The organism is Bradyrhizobium nitroreducens, assembly GCF_002776695.1.
GTDB lineage: Bacteria > Pseudomonadota > Alphaproteobacteria > Rhizobiales > Xanthobacteraceae > Bradyrhizobium > Bradyrhizobium nitroreducens.
In genome coordinates this window covers 2865976-2882744 of sequence record NZ_LFJC01000003.1, presented here as the reverse complement: position 1 = coordinate 2882744, position 16769 = coordinate 2865976, and the positions used below count along the sequence as shown (strand labels likewise).

Sequence of the window (16769 nt, the reverse complement as noted above, 5' to 3'; positions counted from 1 at the left end):
ACTTGGCGCTGTCGATCAGCTTCTGCAGCGAGGTGATGCCGGTGTTGGCGGCCTGCAGCACCTGCACGCCGTTGGCGATGCCGTCGAGCAGGTTGTTGATGTCGCTGGCGCGGTTGTCGAGCGACTGTGCCGTGAAGAAGTTGGTGGGATTGTCCAGGGCCGAGTTGACGCTCTTGCCGGTCGACAGACGGTTCTGTGTGGTGGCGAGAAGATCAGCGGTGGACTGGAGGGAGAGCAGGTTCTGACGAACCGACGAGGAGAGGACGATGCCTGACATAACTCTGTTACCTTTCTGGTAAGCGACGCTACTGTTACACGTCTGCTTGGATCGCGATTGATCCAGCGACGGCGGACGGTGCCGCCGAGACCTCTAACGAAACATGAAATGAAACCCGGGCTTTTGCCGCGTCACGCGTGATTCGGTCCGGGAAGCGGCGCGTATCGCTGCGCCGCCACACAAACGGACCCTTGAAATGATTGGGCTTTTCAGCGCAAGGGGCGTGAATTTACAGCTCGTTAACTAGTTACGAGCGAGAATCACGTCCTGATAGGCCGCAACGAACGCTCGGTTACGAAAGCGTTGATGGAGAACAGGCAATGGCCCTCAAGGTCGAGCTCAGACCGCACGAACGCATCATCGTCGGTAACTGCGTGATTACCAACACGGACCAGCGCGCCCGCCTCCTGATCGACGGCGACAACGTACCGATCCTGCGCGAGCGGGACATCCTCACGCCGGAGACCGCCGATACGCCCGCCAAGCTCGTCTACCTGGCGGTCCAGCTCATGTACATCTCGCCGGACCCGCAGACCCAGCACGGCACCTATTTCAACCTGGTGCGCGACATCGTCACGGCGGTGCCGAGCGCCTGGCCGATCATCGAGGCCATCAACAACAACATCCTGAACGGCGACCTGTACCGGGCGCTCAAGGACGCCCGCAAGCTGATTGCCTATGAAGAGAAGCTGCGGAGCCAGTTCGAGGCCACCCATCCCAAGGCGGAAGCGGACAAGGACGACGTGAGCTCCGCCGCCTGACCGCGCGTATTCGCGCGGCAACGGCTGCCCGAACCACGCCATCCCGCAAACGACGACGGCCCCGGATCATCTCCGGGGCCGTCGTCGTTTCAGCCATGAAGCTATGCTATTGCGCCGCGAGCGGCGGCGCCTCGACCTCGATCACGCCGTCGCCGCAGCGCCGTCCGCCAAAGTCCAGCACCGCAGCGACCAGCGCATCGATGTCCGCCTCCTCGGTGCGGTGGTTGACGATCGCGGCGCGGATCGCGAACTTGCCGCTCAGCGTCGTGCTCGACGGCGCCGCTATTCCGGATTCCTGGATGTCGGCGACGATCTCGCGATTGACCGCGTCATCGGCACGGTAGCGGAAGCAGACGATGTTGAGGTTGACCGGCGCCAGCAATTCCAGCCGCGGCTCGGCCAGCACGCGCGCCTCCAGATATTTCGCCAGCGCACAGCTACGCGCGATCGTCGCCCCCAGCCGGTCGGTGCCGAACGTCTTCAGCGTGAACCACGTCTTCAGCGCGCGGAAACCGCGCGACAGATCGGGGCCGAGATCGCAGGGCCAGATCGCTCCGGCCGCAAGCCCCCTCGCCTCGCGGCTGAGATAGGCCGCTGGCTGCGCGAAGGCCTGCCGATGCTGCTCGCCGTCGCGCACCAGCAGGAAGCCGGCATCATAGGGCACCTGCCCCCATTTGTGGAAATCGAGCGCGATGGAATCGGCGAGCTCGATGCCGCCGAGCAGCGGCGCGAGCTCAGGCGACAGAATCGCGAGCGCACCGAAGGCACCGTCGACGTGAAACCAGATGCCTTCCTCGCGGCACAGCTCCGCGATGGCCTTGAGGTCGTCGATCGCACCGATGTCGACCGTGCCGGCAGAGGCGACGACGAGGAACGGCTTGAAGCCGACCTCGCGATCGACGGCGATCTGCGCGCGCAGCGCGGCGACGTCGATGCGATGGTCGGCGTCGACGCCGATCTTGCGCAGCGCATCGGTGCCGAGCCCGGCAATGTCCATCGCCCTGGAGACGCAGCCATGCGCGGCCTGTGAGGTATAGGCCGTGAGCAGCGCGCCGTCGTTGCCGATGCCGTGCTGCCGCGCCAGTGTGCCGAGCGCAGCCGTGCGCGCCACCAGCACCGCCATCAGATTGGCCATCGAGGTGCCCGTGACGAAGATGCCGCTCGCGCTGTCCGGAAATGCGAACAGACGCCGCATCCAGTCGACGATCTGGCGCTCGACCTCGATCGGCATGTGATCTCTTCCGCCGAGATTGGCGTTGAGGCCGGCCGCGAGCATTTCGGCGAGCATGCCGACCGCAGTGCCGCCGCCATGTACCCAGCCCATGAAGCCGGGATGGACGTTGCCGGTCGCATACGGCGCAACGTGCTCGGCGAATTCGCGATAGACCTCAGCGAGGTCGCTCGCCTCGCGCGGAACGTCGGTCCTGAATGCCGCACGGACGTCATCGGGAATCGGCTGCCAGACCGGGCGTGCCCGAACATCGGCGATGCCGTCGATCGCCTCGTCCAGCATGCGATGGGCGAGCGCGCGGAATGCGCTCCAATCCTGCGGATCGAGCGAGGTGTGCGCGACGGAGGCGTGCGCGTTGCGGATGATCTCGTTCATGCTGCACTCCCCTCGCCCGCTCCTGCATGCCGCGACAGCATCGCCGCGAAGGCCGCGAAGATCTTGCGCATCTGCGGCGGCTTGTAGGGAAACACGACCGGCGAATCCATGTTGTGCACGACGGCGGTGTTGTCGGCCTCGAAGACCAGGAGCTCACCGTCCTGGTTCTCGGCGCAGTCGACGATGAAATAATCGAGGCCGACGCGCCTGCTCATCTCCTCGAGCGCGCTTCTGTGGCGCTCTGCAAAGGCGCGATCGAAGTCGAGCATGAAGGCGGCTTCCTCGGCCCGCTTCTCCTCGCTGAACGCCATGTAGGCGTTGAGATACCAGATATCCCAACGATCGGCGATCGCCATGTGGCAGGCGTAAGGTTTGCCGTCGACCATCGCCAGACGGTATTTGCGGTAGAGCCCGTCGGGATTCACATAATCGACGAAGCGCGCGACGAAGAAATCCTGTTCGCCACGCTCCGCGAGATAGGCCGCGAGCGCCGACTCATCGTCGAGCTTGGCGAGCCCGACGCCGGCATGCGAGCCGCGCGGCCGCGCGATCATTGGAAAGCGCAGTTCATCCGCGATGTCCTTGCAGGCGACCTGTCCTTTGGAGAGATCGGACAATTGCGCGCGCGTCGCGTGGATGGTCGCGGGAATGTCGAGCCCCGGCACGCCCGCGAGCAGCCGGTGCAGCTTGTCGCGATCGAGATTGCCGATACGGTCGGGACGATTGAGCAGCGGCCGCGGCCAGTGCGGCGCGGCCCTCTCGATCAAGGCCAGTGCCTCGCGGCATTCCTCGGAATCCGAGGCGACCACGATGGCAACGTCGTGCTCGGGCAAATTCTCCGGCAGACCGACGCCTTTGACCACGTAAAGTGTCAACAGCTCGACGTCGGAGCCTTCGAGCAGAAAATCGATCGGCGTGTTGCCGCCCATGTCGATGTCGGCTGCAAGCGCGAGCAGGCGCAAGCCCGGCTTGGGAGCTGTGCTCGGCGTGCGAAACAATTGATGGAAGGTGAGCACCTCCGACTGGATCGCGAGCCCCTGATCCTTGTCGCCGAGAAGCTGGGTGATCAACGACAGGTCCAGCCCTTCGCCCGCGAGCGCCGTCCCCGCCGCGATCCGCGCCAGCAGCTGGTCGCGCAATGGATGCAGGTCGACACCTTCGAAGGCCTGGCGCGTTAGCTGCGCAAAGCCGATGCGATCGGCGCAGTCTGCCGCGGTCATGCGAAGCGGGGCGGAAGCCGGTTGCTGCATCTCACACCTCGAACGCGGAGTTTACAGGCACGGCCGCAACCGCGCCACGGTCGAGCAGCAGCTCGATCTTTACCAGGACGTCGGCGATGCGATCGAGAATTTGCTGCACGTTGCGCCGCGCCTCCGCCGCATCCGGCGACCAGGCCTCGGTCACGAGCCGGGCACCGACGCAAAGGCGCAGCACGGCCTGCGGTGCCCCGTCCTGCCGCTCCAGACGGACCGGCTGGCCGATCAGGAAGCGTTGCGCGGCCACCAGCCGGTCGGCCGCGCTGCCGCTGATCGCCTCGTTCATGTCACGCGCCATCGCCCGGTGAATGGCGCTGGTCTCGGCGATCGAGACCGGCTTGCCGCCGCGCAGCAGCATGAACGGAAAGATCGTGGTTTGTGCCAATTCCTCGTCATCGATTTGGGTCGTCCGGGTCGCGGCTGCGACGGCGCGGAGCGACGGCGACAACGCGATCATGCTGTCGATGCCGGCGGCGAGCTCGGCGAGAACCCTGGCGCGGAACGCCTCGGGCACGGCGTAGTAACTGCCGATCTCGGCGAGCGCCGCCTCCCAGCGCAGCCATTGGCCGAAGTTCGGCCGCCGCTCGAAGCGCGAACGCAGTGCCGGCCAGGCCATCGGCCAATCGCAACGGCCGGCATAGTCGAAGACACCCGGCGCGATCCCCTCGATCCGGTCGAGCGATCGCGACAAGCCCTTCGGCACCAGCAGCGCACCGCTGAAGGCAGGCCCGCCGAAGAATTTCGAGCCTGTCATCAGCACCATGTAGCCGCGGTCGAGATAGGAGTGCAGCCGGCGACGGCCGAGCCGGGCCTGACAGGCATCGACGACGATCTGGACCTTGCGCGGCCAGCGCCGCGCGATCTCATCGAGACAGTCCGCACTCGGCGCGCGCCAGCCGAGCTTCGAGGCATCCATGATCTGGAGCAGCACGGGCGCGCCTCGCGCGATCGTGGCCTCGACCGCATGCAGCACCGCCGCATCGGCGTCCGCCCGCATCTCAATCCCCGGCCCCGTCTCGAGCAGCGGCAATGCGAGGCTGGCGCCGGCGAGCCCCGCGACCGCGCCGTCCTTGCGAACCGCAAGGCCGCCCGCCGTCATGGAGCTGAAATGGTGTCCACGGGCGGTGTGGACCGTGCCGCTTCCGGTCTGGTCGGCGCCGACCACGATCGTCACCGGCGGCGCGCCGAGCACCGCGCGCGCCAGGAACAGAGCGTGGAGCTGGGAGTCCGTGCCGGAGGGCGAGAACACGATGTCGACGCGCGGCGCCAGCTGGAGATGGCCGCGCAGCTCGTGCCGCATGTCCTCGCAGCGCGCGTCGAAGGCGACCTCGACCTCGTCGAACAGGCATTTGTGCATCAGCTCTTCGCGCGCCAGCGCGGCACGGTCATAGGCGGCTTGCGAGATCGTCGATGCCGTCGAGGAGGCGAAATTCCAGATCTCCGGCTCCGGCGAGGCCGCGCAGCCATAGCCATTGAGGCGGTCGCTCGGATCGAGCGCCAACCGCGGATCTCCGCCGGACACGAGCAGCGTGTCCAGTGGCGTGAAGAGATCGCGCAGGCGATAACGCGAGCCGCCGTCGATGGCGCGCTCCAGCCCTGACAGACGGGATGCGCCGGCGCTCATCCCGGAAGGCTCACGCCGCATCGGCCGCCGCCCCTGTGGGCGCCGGCGCAAATTGCGAGGCAATGTCGCCGTGGAAGACCGACGGGCCGACGTGATCGAGCGAGCTCTGGATGTCGGCCCAGATCTCGCCGCCGATGTCGGTCCAGCGCTTGCAGAAGGCGAAGTCCTCGGACAGATAGGTGCCGGTCGCCGGATCGATCATGCACTCGAACAGCGCGAACCGGTTCTGGCTCGCCGCAAGCGTGTCGTGCGAATGCTCGCGGAAGAATTGCAGGGATGCATAGTCCGGATGGCGGCACATCGCCTCCAGCACGTGGCGGCGGATCATCAGGAAGCCGGTGCCGGCATAGCGCACGCGGGTGAAGCCGTTGACGACGACGATGCGGTCGGGGTCCTCGATCTCGAGCACGTAGTCGAGCGAGGCGGCCGGCACGTCGGTGCGGCCCGACTGGATCGCCCGCGCGGCCTTGTCCCAGTTGACCCGCTTGATCGGATAGCAGCCGGCGACGACGTCCGCGCCGCATTCGATCAGCCGGAACACCTGCTCCGGCTTGAAGCCGATGTCGGCGTCGATGAACAGGAAATGCGTCGCATTGGGGTCGTCCAGGAACATCGCGACCAGATTGGCCCGAGCGCGGGTGATCAGCGCATCGCCGTCCCGCAGCAGCACCTTGAGCTCGAGATTGGACATGCCGTGCACGGCGCGCTGCAGCGCGAAGATCGAGCTGGCATAGATGCTCGACACCTGCCCGCCGAAGCACGGCGTTGCCACCACCAATTGCATCTTGTCCGACATCGGCAGCTCCGCCCCGCTCCAATCCTCACCAAGAGGTAAAGAGGCATGGTTAACGGCGTCTTAACGCGGCCTTACAGGAACTTGACGAGCGAGAGCTGCGCCAGGTTCGAGGTCACCTGATAGGACGCCTGGAGCGCGTTCTGGAGCGACAGGATCTCGCTCGCGACCTGGTCGGGCGAGGCCGATTCCGCCTGGTCGATGATGGTCTGGAGCTGCGCCTTGGCCTGGGTCTGGCGCGTGGAGGCGTCCTTCATCGTGTTCTGGGCCATCGCGATGTCGGTCTGGATGTCCTCGATACGCTGCTGGCCGGGCTGCTGGGTCAGCGCCTGCGTCACCCGCAGGCTCAGCGCTGCGACCTGCCCGCCCGAATACTGCCCGGTCGGCGAGGTCGAGAAGGTCCCGAACACCGCGATCGCCTGCAATTGCCGGCGGATCGCGTCCTCGTTGGCCTGGGCGCCGTACTGCACCGTGACGGAATCGTCGACCCGCGCCATCGCGGTCGAGCGCGCCGAGCCGGGCCCGTCATTGCCCAGGTACCATTTCACCGTGGTGGCCGAGCCGTTGACCAGCGTCGTCGCCGAGCTTGCCGGAGAAGACCCGACGCGAAGAGGCGGCTGCGTCGCGGTCACCGGCGTGGTGGCGAAACCGAGCGAGCCCAGCGCGCCCGTGTTCGAGCTCGTGATGTTCAGGCTGGCTGCGTCGTCCGTGTTGATCGTGATCGAGCCGCCATGGACCGTCGACGGCTTCGACGTGCCCGTGATGCCGTCGATCTTGCTCAGCAGGGTCTGGATGCTGTCGCCGACGTTGAGCTCGTTGCCGGTCGCGCCGGTGGTCACGAAGGTCAGCGTGGTGCCGTTGACGGTGAGCGTGTCGCCGGCGGCGAAGCCCGGCGCGATCGAGTCCGTGGGGCTCGTCCCGGACAGCGCCGTCGCACCGCTGATCGGCACGGTCGGGCCGGCCTGGCTGGTCTTGGGAGCGCCGATCGCGGAGCTTGCGGTATTGAAGAAATTGTCGCCGGCGGTCACGGCCGATGCCGCCACCAGCGAGGTGCCCGCGAGCTTCTTGATCGCAGTGTTGAGCGCCGTGTTGAGATTCGAGGCCGTGATGTTCGGGTCGGGCGCAACCGGCGGAACGGCGTTGGGCTGACCGGGATCGATCGCGAAGCTGCCGAGCGGCGTCGGCGTCGCCGTGGATGCGGTCAGGTCGATCTGCTCGGTCGTGCCGTCCGGCAGCGTGAACTGAATGCTCAGCTTGTCGCCATTGCTGGGGTTGTTGCCGTTGAGATCGATCGAGAACGACACCGGCGAGCCGCTGGGTCCGGTCAAGGTCGCGCCCGTCAGCGTCGAGGACGCCGCCTTGAGCTTGAGCCCGAACGGCGAGCCCGGGACGTCTTCCGACACCTGCACCACCGTGCTCGGCGTCGCGTGCGTCTGCACCAGCCGGCCCATGCCGTTGGCGCCGAGATCGGCGGCCTGGCGCTCCGCCATCACGGTCTTGAAGCCCGCCTGCGTCGTGGTGCCGTTGATGATGTCGCCGGCATCCGCGACCGACTGCGTGTTGACCGCGGTTCCGGAGAACAGATAGCGGTTGCCGGTCTGTGTGTTGAGCACGCCGACCATCGAGCCGAACTGGGCCGCCGCGGTGTTCTGCGCGATGGTCTGGCCGTTGACGTTGAGATCCTGCGCGGTGTTGGCGGAGCCCGTCTGCACCGTGCTGCGGATCTTGGTCAGCGACTGCAGCGCGGTATTGGCGAGGTTGATGCTGACATTGACGTTGGTGATGGTGTCGGTATAGCCCGCGATGTTGGAGAGCTGCGCGCGTCCGGCGATCGCAAAGCCCTCGTTGGTGCCCATCCCGGAATAGCTTTGCGACAGCTTGCCGGTCGAAAGCTGCGTCGACAGATCGGTGAGCTGCTGATTGATGTTGCGGATCTGCGAGCCGAGAACCGACGAAGAGTAGTTGATACTGCTGATCGACATGTTTCAGCGCCCTATACTGTTTACACTTGAGCCTGGATCAACGTGTTCATCATGCTCTGCACCACCGACATGACGTGGGCGTTGGCGGCATAGGCATTCTGCAGCTGGATCAGGTTCGACATCTCCGAGTCCAGGTTGACCTTGGCGGTCGAGTCGAACTTGGCCTGCAGCGTCGAGACCACGACGCTCTGGCCCTGCTGGAGCTGGGTGGCCTGGGTCGAGGCGTTGGCCTGCACGCTCAGGAACTGCTGCAGGTAGTTCGAGACGCTGCCGGAGAAAGGCTGGTTGGCCGAACCGAGGCCGCTCGTCGGCGAATAGGAGAACACCGCCGAGGTGAGCTGCGAATAGAGATAGTCGGAACGCGTGGTGTCGCCGGCGGGCGTCACCGGCGAGGTGCTGTACACCGACATCCTGGTCGGGTCGGCGGCCAGCTGGGTGTTCACCTTGATGCGTCCGGCAAAGCCGGTCAGCTGCGAGCCCGACGATGTGATCGCACCGGTGTAGAGCGCCTGCCCGCCGTCGGTGAACACCGCCAATTGCGGATTGCCCGAGGTCAGCGACGACATCGTCTTGCTCGTCGTGGCCGAACTGACCTTGGCGAGGCCGGAATTGTCGTCGGTGACCCGCAGCGTCGTGGCGCTCGCAGGCGCCGGCGCCGCGGAGAAGCTGAGATGCGAGGTCGAAAGCGCGGTATTAAGCGCCGCGGCGATCGCGCTCATGCCGCCGGAGAAGTTCACGCCGATCTGCATCGGGTTGGCGCCAGTCGCATTCTGCAGCGGCAACGCCGCCGGATCGGTCACGTTGACGAGCTTGATCTGGCGCTGGGTGTTGGTGGCCGTGTCCATGTAGGTGACGGTCGCGGTGTTGCCCGGCAGCGCACCTGCAAGATCGATGTCGAATCCGGCGGGCGGACCCGACACCGTGCTACCGGCCGTGGTCTTGTCGGACAACGCGCTCGACATCGTCGCGGCGAGCTGGTCGATCTGATCCTGCGCCTGCACCAGCGTCTGGTCGCGCAACTTCAGGTCGGCCGCGATCTGGCCCGATGAGACCACGTTGTTGGCGACGACATCGACCTTCGAGCCGTTCGGCAGCACGATGTTGAGCGCGCCGACGCCCGACTTGGCCGGATCGATGTTGTAGAGCGAGGTCGCAGACATCGCCCCGGCGGAAGCAAAAGTAAATTGCGAGGCGAGCCCGGCGCCGACGAGCTGGATGCCGGTCGTGGTGTAGAGGTTGGCCTGGTTCGAACCGTCGGTGGTGACGCGGACGTCGACATATTTCGACAGCGTGTTGATGGCCTGGTCGCGCTGGTCCATCAGCGTCGCAGCCGAGGGGTCGTTGGCCGACAGGCCCTGGAGCTTGGTGTTGATGTTGGCAATTTGCTGCATGGCAGCGTTCGCGGCCTGCGCCGAGGTGCCGAGATCCTGCTCGACATTGGAGCGCAGCGACTGGATGCCCTTGGTGGTGACGTTGAGCTGCGTGGCCAGCGCCTGCGCCGCACCGAGGGCAACGGTTTGCGCCGAGGACGCGCCGGAGCTGGTCGACAGCGCCTGCAGTGACGTGGTGAATTTGTTCAGCGCGTCTTCGAGCGTGCCGCTGTTGCCGGGCGTGCCATAGACATTCTGAAGCTGCTTCAGGATGTTGGCCATCTGGTCGGCGTAACCGCTGCCGCCGGTCTCGGTGCGCAGCTGGTTCTGCACGAAGGCGTCGAGCTCCCGGCTGACGCCGGTCGTCATCGCCGTCGAGCCGAAATCGCCGGTGGTGACCTCGATCTGGTTCGGGGTCTGGACGGTGTAACCCGGCGTCTGCGCATTCGCGACGTTCGAGGAGACGATCGAGAGCGCGGCCTGGTTGGCACGCAGACCGCTCATCGCACTGGCGAGGGCTGAACTCAAACCCATGTTACTTGCCGCCTTTGGTTACGTCACGCGCCGATCAGCGCAACACGTTCAAGAGGTCCTGCACCATCGAATTCGCGGTCGTGATCACCTTGGTGTTGGCCGAATAGGCCTGCTGGGTCACGATCAGCTTGGTGAATTCGTCGGCGATGTCGGTGTTCGAGCCTTCCAGCGAAGAACCGCTGATGCTTCCCGATGCGCCGTCGATCGCGGCGCCTGACTGTTCGGTCGCTGCATACGCACCACCATCCATCGCCTTCAAATAGTTGGTGCCGTTGAAGTGCGACAGCGAGACTTGGGCGAGGTTGAGGTTCTGGCCGTTCGAGAAGGTGCCGACCACGAGGCCGCTGTTGTTGACCGCGACCGACCGTAACTGGCCTGCGGCGTAGCCGTTCTGCGTGATGGTGTTGATGGTCACGGCGCCCGACGTGCTGGCATATTGCGTCAGGCCGCCGCTCGAGATGTTGAAGGCGACGGAGCCGAGCGACTGGCCGCTGACGCTGACATTGTTGATGGTGATGCCGGAGCCGGCCGGCGTGGTCAGCGATCCGTCGGAAGCGAAGGTGAAGGCCTGGCCCGTATTGACCCAGCCGACCGTGGTGCCGGTCGCGTTCGGATCAGTCTGGTAGAACAAATTCCAGCTGTCGGAGTGACCTGCGCCCAGCGAGGCGCTGTCAGTCTTGGCCCAGCGCAATTGCAGGTTCACGGGCGTGCCGGCAGCGTTGTAGGCGGTCACCGCGCCGCCGCTGATCGACTCCTTGGTGAAGGTCGCGATGTCGTTGCCGATCACGCCGCCGGTGCCCGCGGTGCCGCCGCCGTTACGGTTCTTGGTGATGGTGGAAGTAAAGCCGAGCGCGGCGAAGGCGGCGCTGTTGGAACTCGACACCGAGAGGTTGGACACGGTGCCCGTGTTCAACGTGATCACACCGCTGGTGCTGACGGACGAGCCGGTGGCGCCGGAGAGCGCGTCGATCTTGCTGAGCAGGGTCGTGATGTTGTCGGTGATGTTGATCTGGTTCGGACCGCTCGCGCCGGAAGCCATGAATGTCAGCGTCTGGCCGTTGACGGTAATCGTGTCGGCGGGCGGGCCCGCCGAGAAACCCGAGGAGAGAACCTGGGCGCCGCCTGCCGTAGCGCTGCCGCTCAACACAGTCGATCCCGAGATCGCGGGCGACGACAGCACGTTGCCGCCGCGCGTCACGCTGGTGATCCCGAGCGCCGTGGCCGCGGTGCCGCTGTTCACCGCCACGTCCGTGGTGGTGCCGCTCGAAATCACGATATTGCCGCTCGTGTTGAGGGACGCAGTCACGCCAGCGCCGCCTGCGTTCTGAATTGCGGTCAGAATGTCCTGGACCGTCGCAGGCGTGCCGGCGCCCAGGCCGATGGTCGAGTTGGTGCCGAGCGTGACGGTGTTGCCCGCGTTGAAGGTGATCGTGTTGCCGTTGATGGTCAGCGTCTGGCCGCTCAGCGCGGTGAGAATGCTCGATGCGAGATGCGTGCCGACGGCGGCATCCAGCGATGTCGTCGTCGATGCGACGGCCGACGAGTTGTTCTGGAGAGCGACCGATCCGGTGTTCGTCGTCGACGAATAGGGCGAGCGGACGTTGCCCGTGGCCGCGGCGCCCGAAGCGGTGTTGTTGGTGTAGGGCGCCGGCGGCGTGCCGACCGGAAGCGGGTTGGCAGCGAAGTCGGACGGGTTGAGGCCGCCGGCCGCGAGCAGCGTTCCGGGCGAAGCGGTCGAGCTTGCTGCAGTGTTCGGCTGGGTCGGCAGGTTGGCCGCATACTGGATCGAGGTGGTGGCTTGCGCGGGGATGAAGTTGTTCTGGAATTTCAGGACGTTCGCAACGTTACCGGTCGGGTTGCCGGTCTTGGGGTCGACCGTGACGCCCATCAGATAATAGCCGGCGCCGTTGACCAAATTGCCGTTGGCATTGAGCTGGAAGTCGCCGCGCCTCGTGTAATAGGTGACGCCGCTGAACACCGGGACGTTGTCGACGACGCCGGTCGCCTTCTGGATCGAGAAGAAGCCGTCGCCGGTGATCGCCATGTTGGTGGCGACGGTGGAGCCCGAGATCGTGCCCTGCGTGGTGATGGTGGCCTTCGCATTGGCCGTCACGCCGCCCGCGACCTGCTTGCTCGGAACCGACGAGTCGGGAATGAGATCGACGAAGCTGGTGCCGATGCCCTTGTAACCGGTGGTGGATGAGTTCGCGATGTTGCCGGAAATGTTCTGCAGCGCGTAGGACTGCGCCTGCAGGCCACCCACCGAGGTGTTCATTGCATCGAAGATACCCATAACTTTGTCTCCAGATCCGATCTCGGCGGCCGGTCGACCATGGCCGCAGTCGGGTGAGACTGTCGCAAGGGCTATGCCAATGCGGGTATCTTCAGAAAATCAATGACTTAACGAAAAAGCCCCGGTCCGATGACCGGGGCACAATTGCCGGGACCGGCAACAATTGCCGGGACACATCGTCGTTCCGGGCGATGCGAAGCCTCGAATCCGGAACCTCGAGATTCCGGGCTCGCCCTTCGGGCGCCCCGGAATGACGAGGGGTAAAACCTACGTCGCCGACGCTGCCGCCGGGTGAAACACCAGCCCGAAACCGTCGATGCAGTAGCGCAGGCCGGTCGGCTTCGGGCCGTCGTCGAAGACGTGGCCGAGATGGCCGCCGCAGCGCCGGCAATGCACCTCGGTGCGAAGCATGCCGTAGGTGCGGTCCTCGGTCTTGCCGACATTGCCCTCGATCGGCTGGTAGAAGCTCGGCCAGCCGGTGCCGCTCTCGAACTTGGTGTCGGAGGCAAACAGCGGCAGGTCGCAGCCGGCGCAGGCGAAGATGCCCTTGCGATGCTCCTTCAGCAACGGGCTGGAGCCTGGCCGCTCGGTGCCGTGGTTGCGCAGGATCTCATATTGCTGCGGCGTGAGCTGGGCGCGCCATTCAGCCTCCGTCTTCGTGATCTCGAACTTTTCCGCGGCTTTCTCACCGGCCGCGGCAGGTGTTCCCCTCAGCCAGCGAAGGGCCCCGAGGCCGAACAGGCCGGCGGCGGTCGTCAACAGGATGCGGCGGTCAAACATCTCATTCTCCGTGCGGGAGCTCCACGCCCTGAGATACGGGCTCTAACGGCCGACGTTACACTTCCGGGCGGAATTTTTCTTCAGTCTATCGCGCGCCATCGGCCTCCTGCGAGGCCGGTTCCGTGGTTCGTTCCTCCTCGTGAACGGCGGGTTTCGGCGGCGGGGCCGGCCGCGGCCGGACGCCGGGCGGCGGGCGACGCGGGCCGGTGCCGGCGGCGCGGTTGGCCTCGGCGAGCCGGGCCTCGCGCTGGCGATCCTTGATCCGGGCCCGCTCGCGGTAGCGGGCGAGCGAGCCTGCGGCGGCGGAACTCGCCCTGCCCCAGATCCCGACCAGCTGGCCGGCGACCCGTCCGGTGGCGCCGCCGGCCCAGACCAGCTCGAACGGCGAGAACAGCTTCCAGCGTTCGTCGCCCCACAGGATGCTGCGCGCGATCATCTGCCCGGCCATCGCCGAGGTGTTCATGCCCTGGCGGCCGAACCCGCTCGCCACCCACAGGCCTTTGCGCAACTGGCCGATCTGCGGCATGCCATGCACGGTCTGGCCGGTGGCGCCGCCGAACATGTCGGTGACCTCGACCTTGCCGAGCGCGGGAAAGATCGTGCGGATCCGCCGCCTGACGGCGCCCGCAAAGCGCTGCGGCCGCGCCGCCCAGGTGGTCTCCGGGCTTTCCCACATCAGCCGGTCGCCGTCGACGATGCGGAAATGATCGACACCGTCGGAATCCATCACCGATCCCTTGAAGGCGATGATCTCGTGCACACGCTCGCCGAGCGGCGCGGTGATGCCGGCATAGCGCCAGACCGGGAGCAGCGTTTCCGACAGGCGCCGCAGCGGCGCGCCGAGATGGATATTTCCCGCAAGGACAATATGCGTCGCGCGCAGCCGCGCCGAGGGCGTGACGATGCGCTTGCGGATACCGGAATGATCGATGCTGACGACCGGCGTGTCCTCGAAGATGCGGGCGCCTGCCCGCCGCGCCAGCGCCGCGAGGCCGTGCACGTATTTGCGGCCGTCGACCTGGAACGCTTTGGGATAATACACGCCGTGGAAGTAGTGATCGGTCTTGAGCACCTCGCGGACGCGATCGACCTGCCAGCCCTCGACCTCGGTGTCGAAATCCTCGTTCAGCATCTGCAGCCGGCTGATCAGGCGGTCGCCGGCATCGACGTTGGAGACCTCCAGCACGCCGTCGGTTCTGGCGATCCCCGGCATGTTCTCTTCCGTGGCGTTGGCCCGGACGAACTCGGCGCCCTCCTTCGACAGCGTCCACAATTCACGCGCGTCCTCGAAGCCGATGCGCTCGATCAGGTCGGCGAGCGGCAGTGCGAAGCCCGGCATCACCGTGCCGAGCTGGTTGCCGGACGCGTTCCAGCCGATGTGGCGGCCCTCGAGCACCGCGACGCTGGCCCCGAGCCGGGCCGCCTCCAGCGCGATGGTGAGCCCGGCCAGCCCCGCGCCGACGACGCAGATGTCGGCGTCGAGGTCGAACGACAGCCGCGTGCGGTCGCGAAAGCCGGCTTCTTCCTGGGACACGCTTGTGAAAGTCTCGCTCATGTCGTTTTCTTAGAGCATGATCCGGAACGGTGTGCAGCGGTTTTTCCTCGTGACGAACGCAAAATGCATTTGTGCGGAGACCATGCTCGAAACGACAACTTAAATGGACCCATTGGGCCCCGGTCACCTTGTCCTCGACCGGCGCCTGTAGATTATTCAGGACGAAGAACGATTCGAGAATGCCATGCGCCGTTTGATGCTGCTGCGTCACGCCAAGACCGAGACTGACGCTCCGAGCGGCCGTGACCAGGACCGCCGGCTCGACGACCGCGGCCACAGGGATGCTGCCGAGATCGGCGACTGGATCGCCAGCCATCCGCCCTTCCCCGATACCGTGCTGGTGTCGCACGCCGTCCGTGCCAGGCAGACCTGGGACATCGCCTGGCAGGCGATGAAGGACCGCGTCCCGGCGCCGCAGGTCGAGATCCTGCCGGAACTCTATGGCGCCGATCCCGCACAGATCCTGGATTCCATTCGCACTGCAACCGCCCCGGCCGACCCGAAGCAGCTGCTGCTGGTCGCCCATAATCCCGGCATGCACGAGGCCGCGCTCATGCTGATGGGCGGCGGCGATCCTGATGGCGCCAGGGCGCTCGCCCATAATCTTCCCACCTCGGGGCTTGCGATCTTCGACTTTGACGTCGAGGATTGGGGGGACGTGGCCTACCGCCGCGGCAAGCTGGTGCTGTTCGTCAGCCCCAAGCTGCTTCGATCGGGATGACCGCGCGACGGACCGGCCCGACCGGCCGGCCGAAAAGATCTGGAGGCGCAGATGTTCAAGTCCATCCTCGTGCCCATCGACCTCGCCGACACCGATCTCGCCAAGCCGGCGATCGCGACCGCGGCCACGCTGTCGCAGACCTGGAACGGCGTGGTGCGGCTGCTCAACGTGCTGCCGATGACGCCGGTGATGCTGGCCGAATACGTGCCGGCCGATTTCGACGAGCAGCAGCGCCAGACCTCGGAGGAGGCGCTCGCCATCGTCGCGCGCGAGTCCGGCATCGAGCAAAGCCGCATCTCCAGCGTGGTGCGCCAGGGCGGCATCTATCACGAGATCCTGGAGGAGGCCGCGCACATGAAGGCCGATTTGATCGTGATGACCTCGCACCGGCCGGCGATGCGCACCTATTTCCTCGGCTCCAACGCCGGCCACGTCGTGCGCTACGCAAAATGCTCGGTGCTGGTGGTGAGGCACTGAGGGGTACAGCAGGCCGGCAATCCGTAGCCCGGGTGAGCGAAGCGATACCCGGGCTACAGGCTGAACACGGAGCAATGTCGTGAAGCAATGGTGGCGGAGGTGGAGCTACGAGGTCCCGCTCGCGATCGGTGATGCGCTGTGGGATGTGCTGGTGGTCCAGCTGGCTGCCCTGCTGGACCGGCTGACGCTGCGGAAGGTCATCGCCTTCATCCCCGTCGCGATCATCGTTCTCGCCTACTACCACCGGATCCCGATTCCGCCGGAGTTGATGCTGATCGGCGATTTTCTCGCCTATATCGACGTCTTCTCGGTGGTGATCCTGCTCGGCGTGCTCAGCCGCGTCACGACGCTCCTGTTCGTCGTCAAACAAGCGGCGGTGCGCGTCGCCGCGCTCGTGGGCAATATCGCCGCGCAGTTGGGACGCCTGGATGTCCGGCATCGGCGTCAACGCGGCGCCGCGACACGGCCTCACCGCAAGCCCGGCCTCTCGGAAGACGAGCGAGCCCGCGGCGGAGCGTGGGGCCAGGTCGCATTCGCCTGATCCATCGGCGGCTACAAGCCCTTGCGTTGCCTGACGGGCAAAACACGCGAGCGGTGGGGCAACCCTCATCACCAAAAATATTCCACTTTACCGAAATTCGGATATCGCGTATGTGTTGCTGCATCCCGACCCAACGAAGAGGGGCGTATCGCGATCGTCACGAACGCGGGCCGGGTGGCGGTGGACGTGGGTCACATCA

14 protein-coding genes are annotated in these 16769 nt (G+C 65.9%); 4 read left to right on the top strand and 10 right to left on the bottom strand.

Translation table 11 applies throughout. From position 1 onward, the window contains the following. Positions 1–277: flagellin N-terminal helical domain-containing protein (locus tag TSA1_RS14145; protein ID WP_488226043.1), on the bottom strand; the 277-nt coding region annotated here is incomplete at its 3' end. Positions 278–597: 320 nt separating this feature from the next. Between TSA1_RS14145 and flbT the strand changes: the two genes are divergently transcribed. Further along, positions 598–1038, top strand: coding sequence for a flagellar biosynthesis repressor FlbT (gene flbT / locus TSA1_RS14140; RefSeq protein WP_097663427.1), 441 nt, complete (start codon positions 598–600; stop codon positions 1036–1038). Between the two features lie 106 nt (positions 1039–1144). Here the strand turns inward: flbT and TSA1_RS14135 are convergent, their stop codons facing one another. The 9 genes from TSA1_RS14135 to TSA1_RS14095 all read right to left on the bottom strand — a co-directional run bounded on the left by TSA1_RS14135 (position 1145) and on the right by TSA1_RS14095 (position 14831). Continuing rightward, a complete protein-coding gene (locus tag TSA1_RS14135) occupies positions 1145–2644 on the bottom strand; it encodes a pyridoxal phosphate-dependent decarboxylase family protein (RefSeq protein ID WP_100176914.1) in 1500 nt (499 codons plus the stop codon). Then, positions 2641–3894 carry an ATP-grasp domain-containing protein gene (locus tag TSA1_RS14130; RefSeq protein WP_100176913.1) on the bottom strand — a complete coding sequence of 418 codons (1254 nt, stop codon included), beginning with the start codon at positions 3892–3894 and terminating at the stop codon, positions 2641–2643. The genes TSA1_RS14135 and TSA1_RS14130 overlap by 4 nt, the downstream gene beginning before the upstream one ends. Before the next feature lies 1 nt (position 3895). Next, a complete protein-coding gene (locus TSA1_RS14125) occupies positions 3896–5545 on the bottom strand; it encodes a hypothetical protein (protein ID WP_174718898.1) in 1650 nt (549 codons plus the stop codon). After that, entirely contained in the window at positions 5535–6320 is a 786-nt protein-coding gene (locus tag TSA1_RS14120) for a methylenetetrahydrofolate reductase (RefSeq protein WP_100176911.1), read from the bottom strand. The genes TSA1_RS14125 and TSA1_RS14120 overlap by 11 nt, the downstream gene beginning before the upstream one ends. A gap of 71 nt (positions 6321–6391) precedes the next feature. Continuing rightward, positions 6392–8299: a flagellar protein gene (locus TSA1_RS14115; protein WP_100176910.1), complete on the bottom strand. Its 1908-nt coding sequence runs from the start codon at positions 8297–8299 to the stop codon at positions 6392–6394. A gap of 20 nt (positions 8300–8319) precedes the next feature. After that, the gene (gene flgK / locus TSA1_RS14110; RefSeq protein ID WP_100176909.1) at positions 8320–10203 is read right to left on the bottom strand and encodes a flagellar hook-associated protein FlgK; all 1884 of its coding nucleotides are present in this window, start codon (positions 10201–10203) and stop codon (positions 8320–8322) included. Between the two features lie 34 nt (positions 10204–10237). Beyond that, positions 10238–12496 (bottom strand): flagellar hook-basal body complex protein, encoded by a 2259-nt coding sequence (locus TSA1_RS14105; protein ID WP_100176908.1) that lies wholly within the window; start codon positions 12494–12496, stop codon positions 10238–10240. A 267-nt stretch (positions 12497–12763) separates the two neighbouring features. After that, positions 12764–13276, bottom strand: coding sequence for a peptide-methionine (R)-S-oxide reductase MsrB (gene msrB, locus TSA1_RS14100; RefSeq protein ID WP_100176907.1), 513 nt, complete (start codon positions 13274–13276; stop codon positions 12764–12766). A gap of 85 nt (positions 13277–13361) precedes the next feature. Then, a complete protein-coding gene (locus TSA1_RS14095; protein WP_100176906.1) occupies positions 13362–14831 on the bottom strand; it encodes an NAD(P)/FAD-dependent oxidoreductase in 1470 nt (489 codons plus the stop codon). 184 nt (positions 14832–15015) lie between these two features. On the opposite strand from TSA1_RS14095, the gene TSA1_RS14090 reads away from it, so the two are divergent. The 3 genes from TSA1_RS14090 (at position 15016) to TSA1_RS14080 (ending at position 16570) form a co-directional block, all read left to right on the top strand. Further along, positions 15016–15552: a SixA phosphatase family protein gene (locus tag TSA1_RS14090; RefSeq protein WP_100176905.1), complete on the top strand. Its 537-nt coding sequence runs from the start codon at positions 15016–15018 to the stop codon at positions 15550–15552. Positions 15553–15603: 51 nt separating this feature from the next. Beyond that, positions 15604–16029: a universal stress protein gene (locus TSA1_RS14085; RefSeq protein WP_100176904.1), complete on the top strand. Its 426-nt coding sequence runs from the start codon at positions 15604–15606 to the stop codon at positions 16027–16029. Positions 16030–16108: 79 nt separating this feature from the next. After that, positions 16109–16570, top strand: coding sequence for a hypothetical protein (locus TSA1_RS14080; RefSeq protein WP_100176903.1), 462 nt, complete (start codon positions 16109–16111; stop codon positions 16568–16570). The last annotated feature ends 199 nt before the right edge of the window (positions 16571–16769 follow it).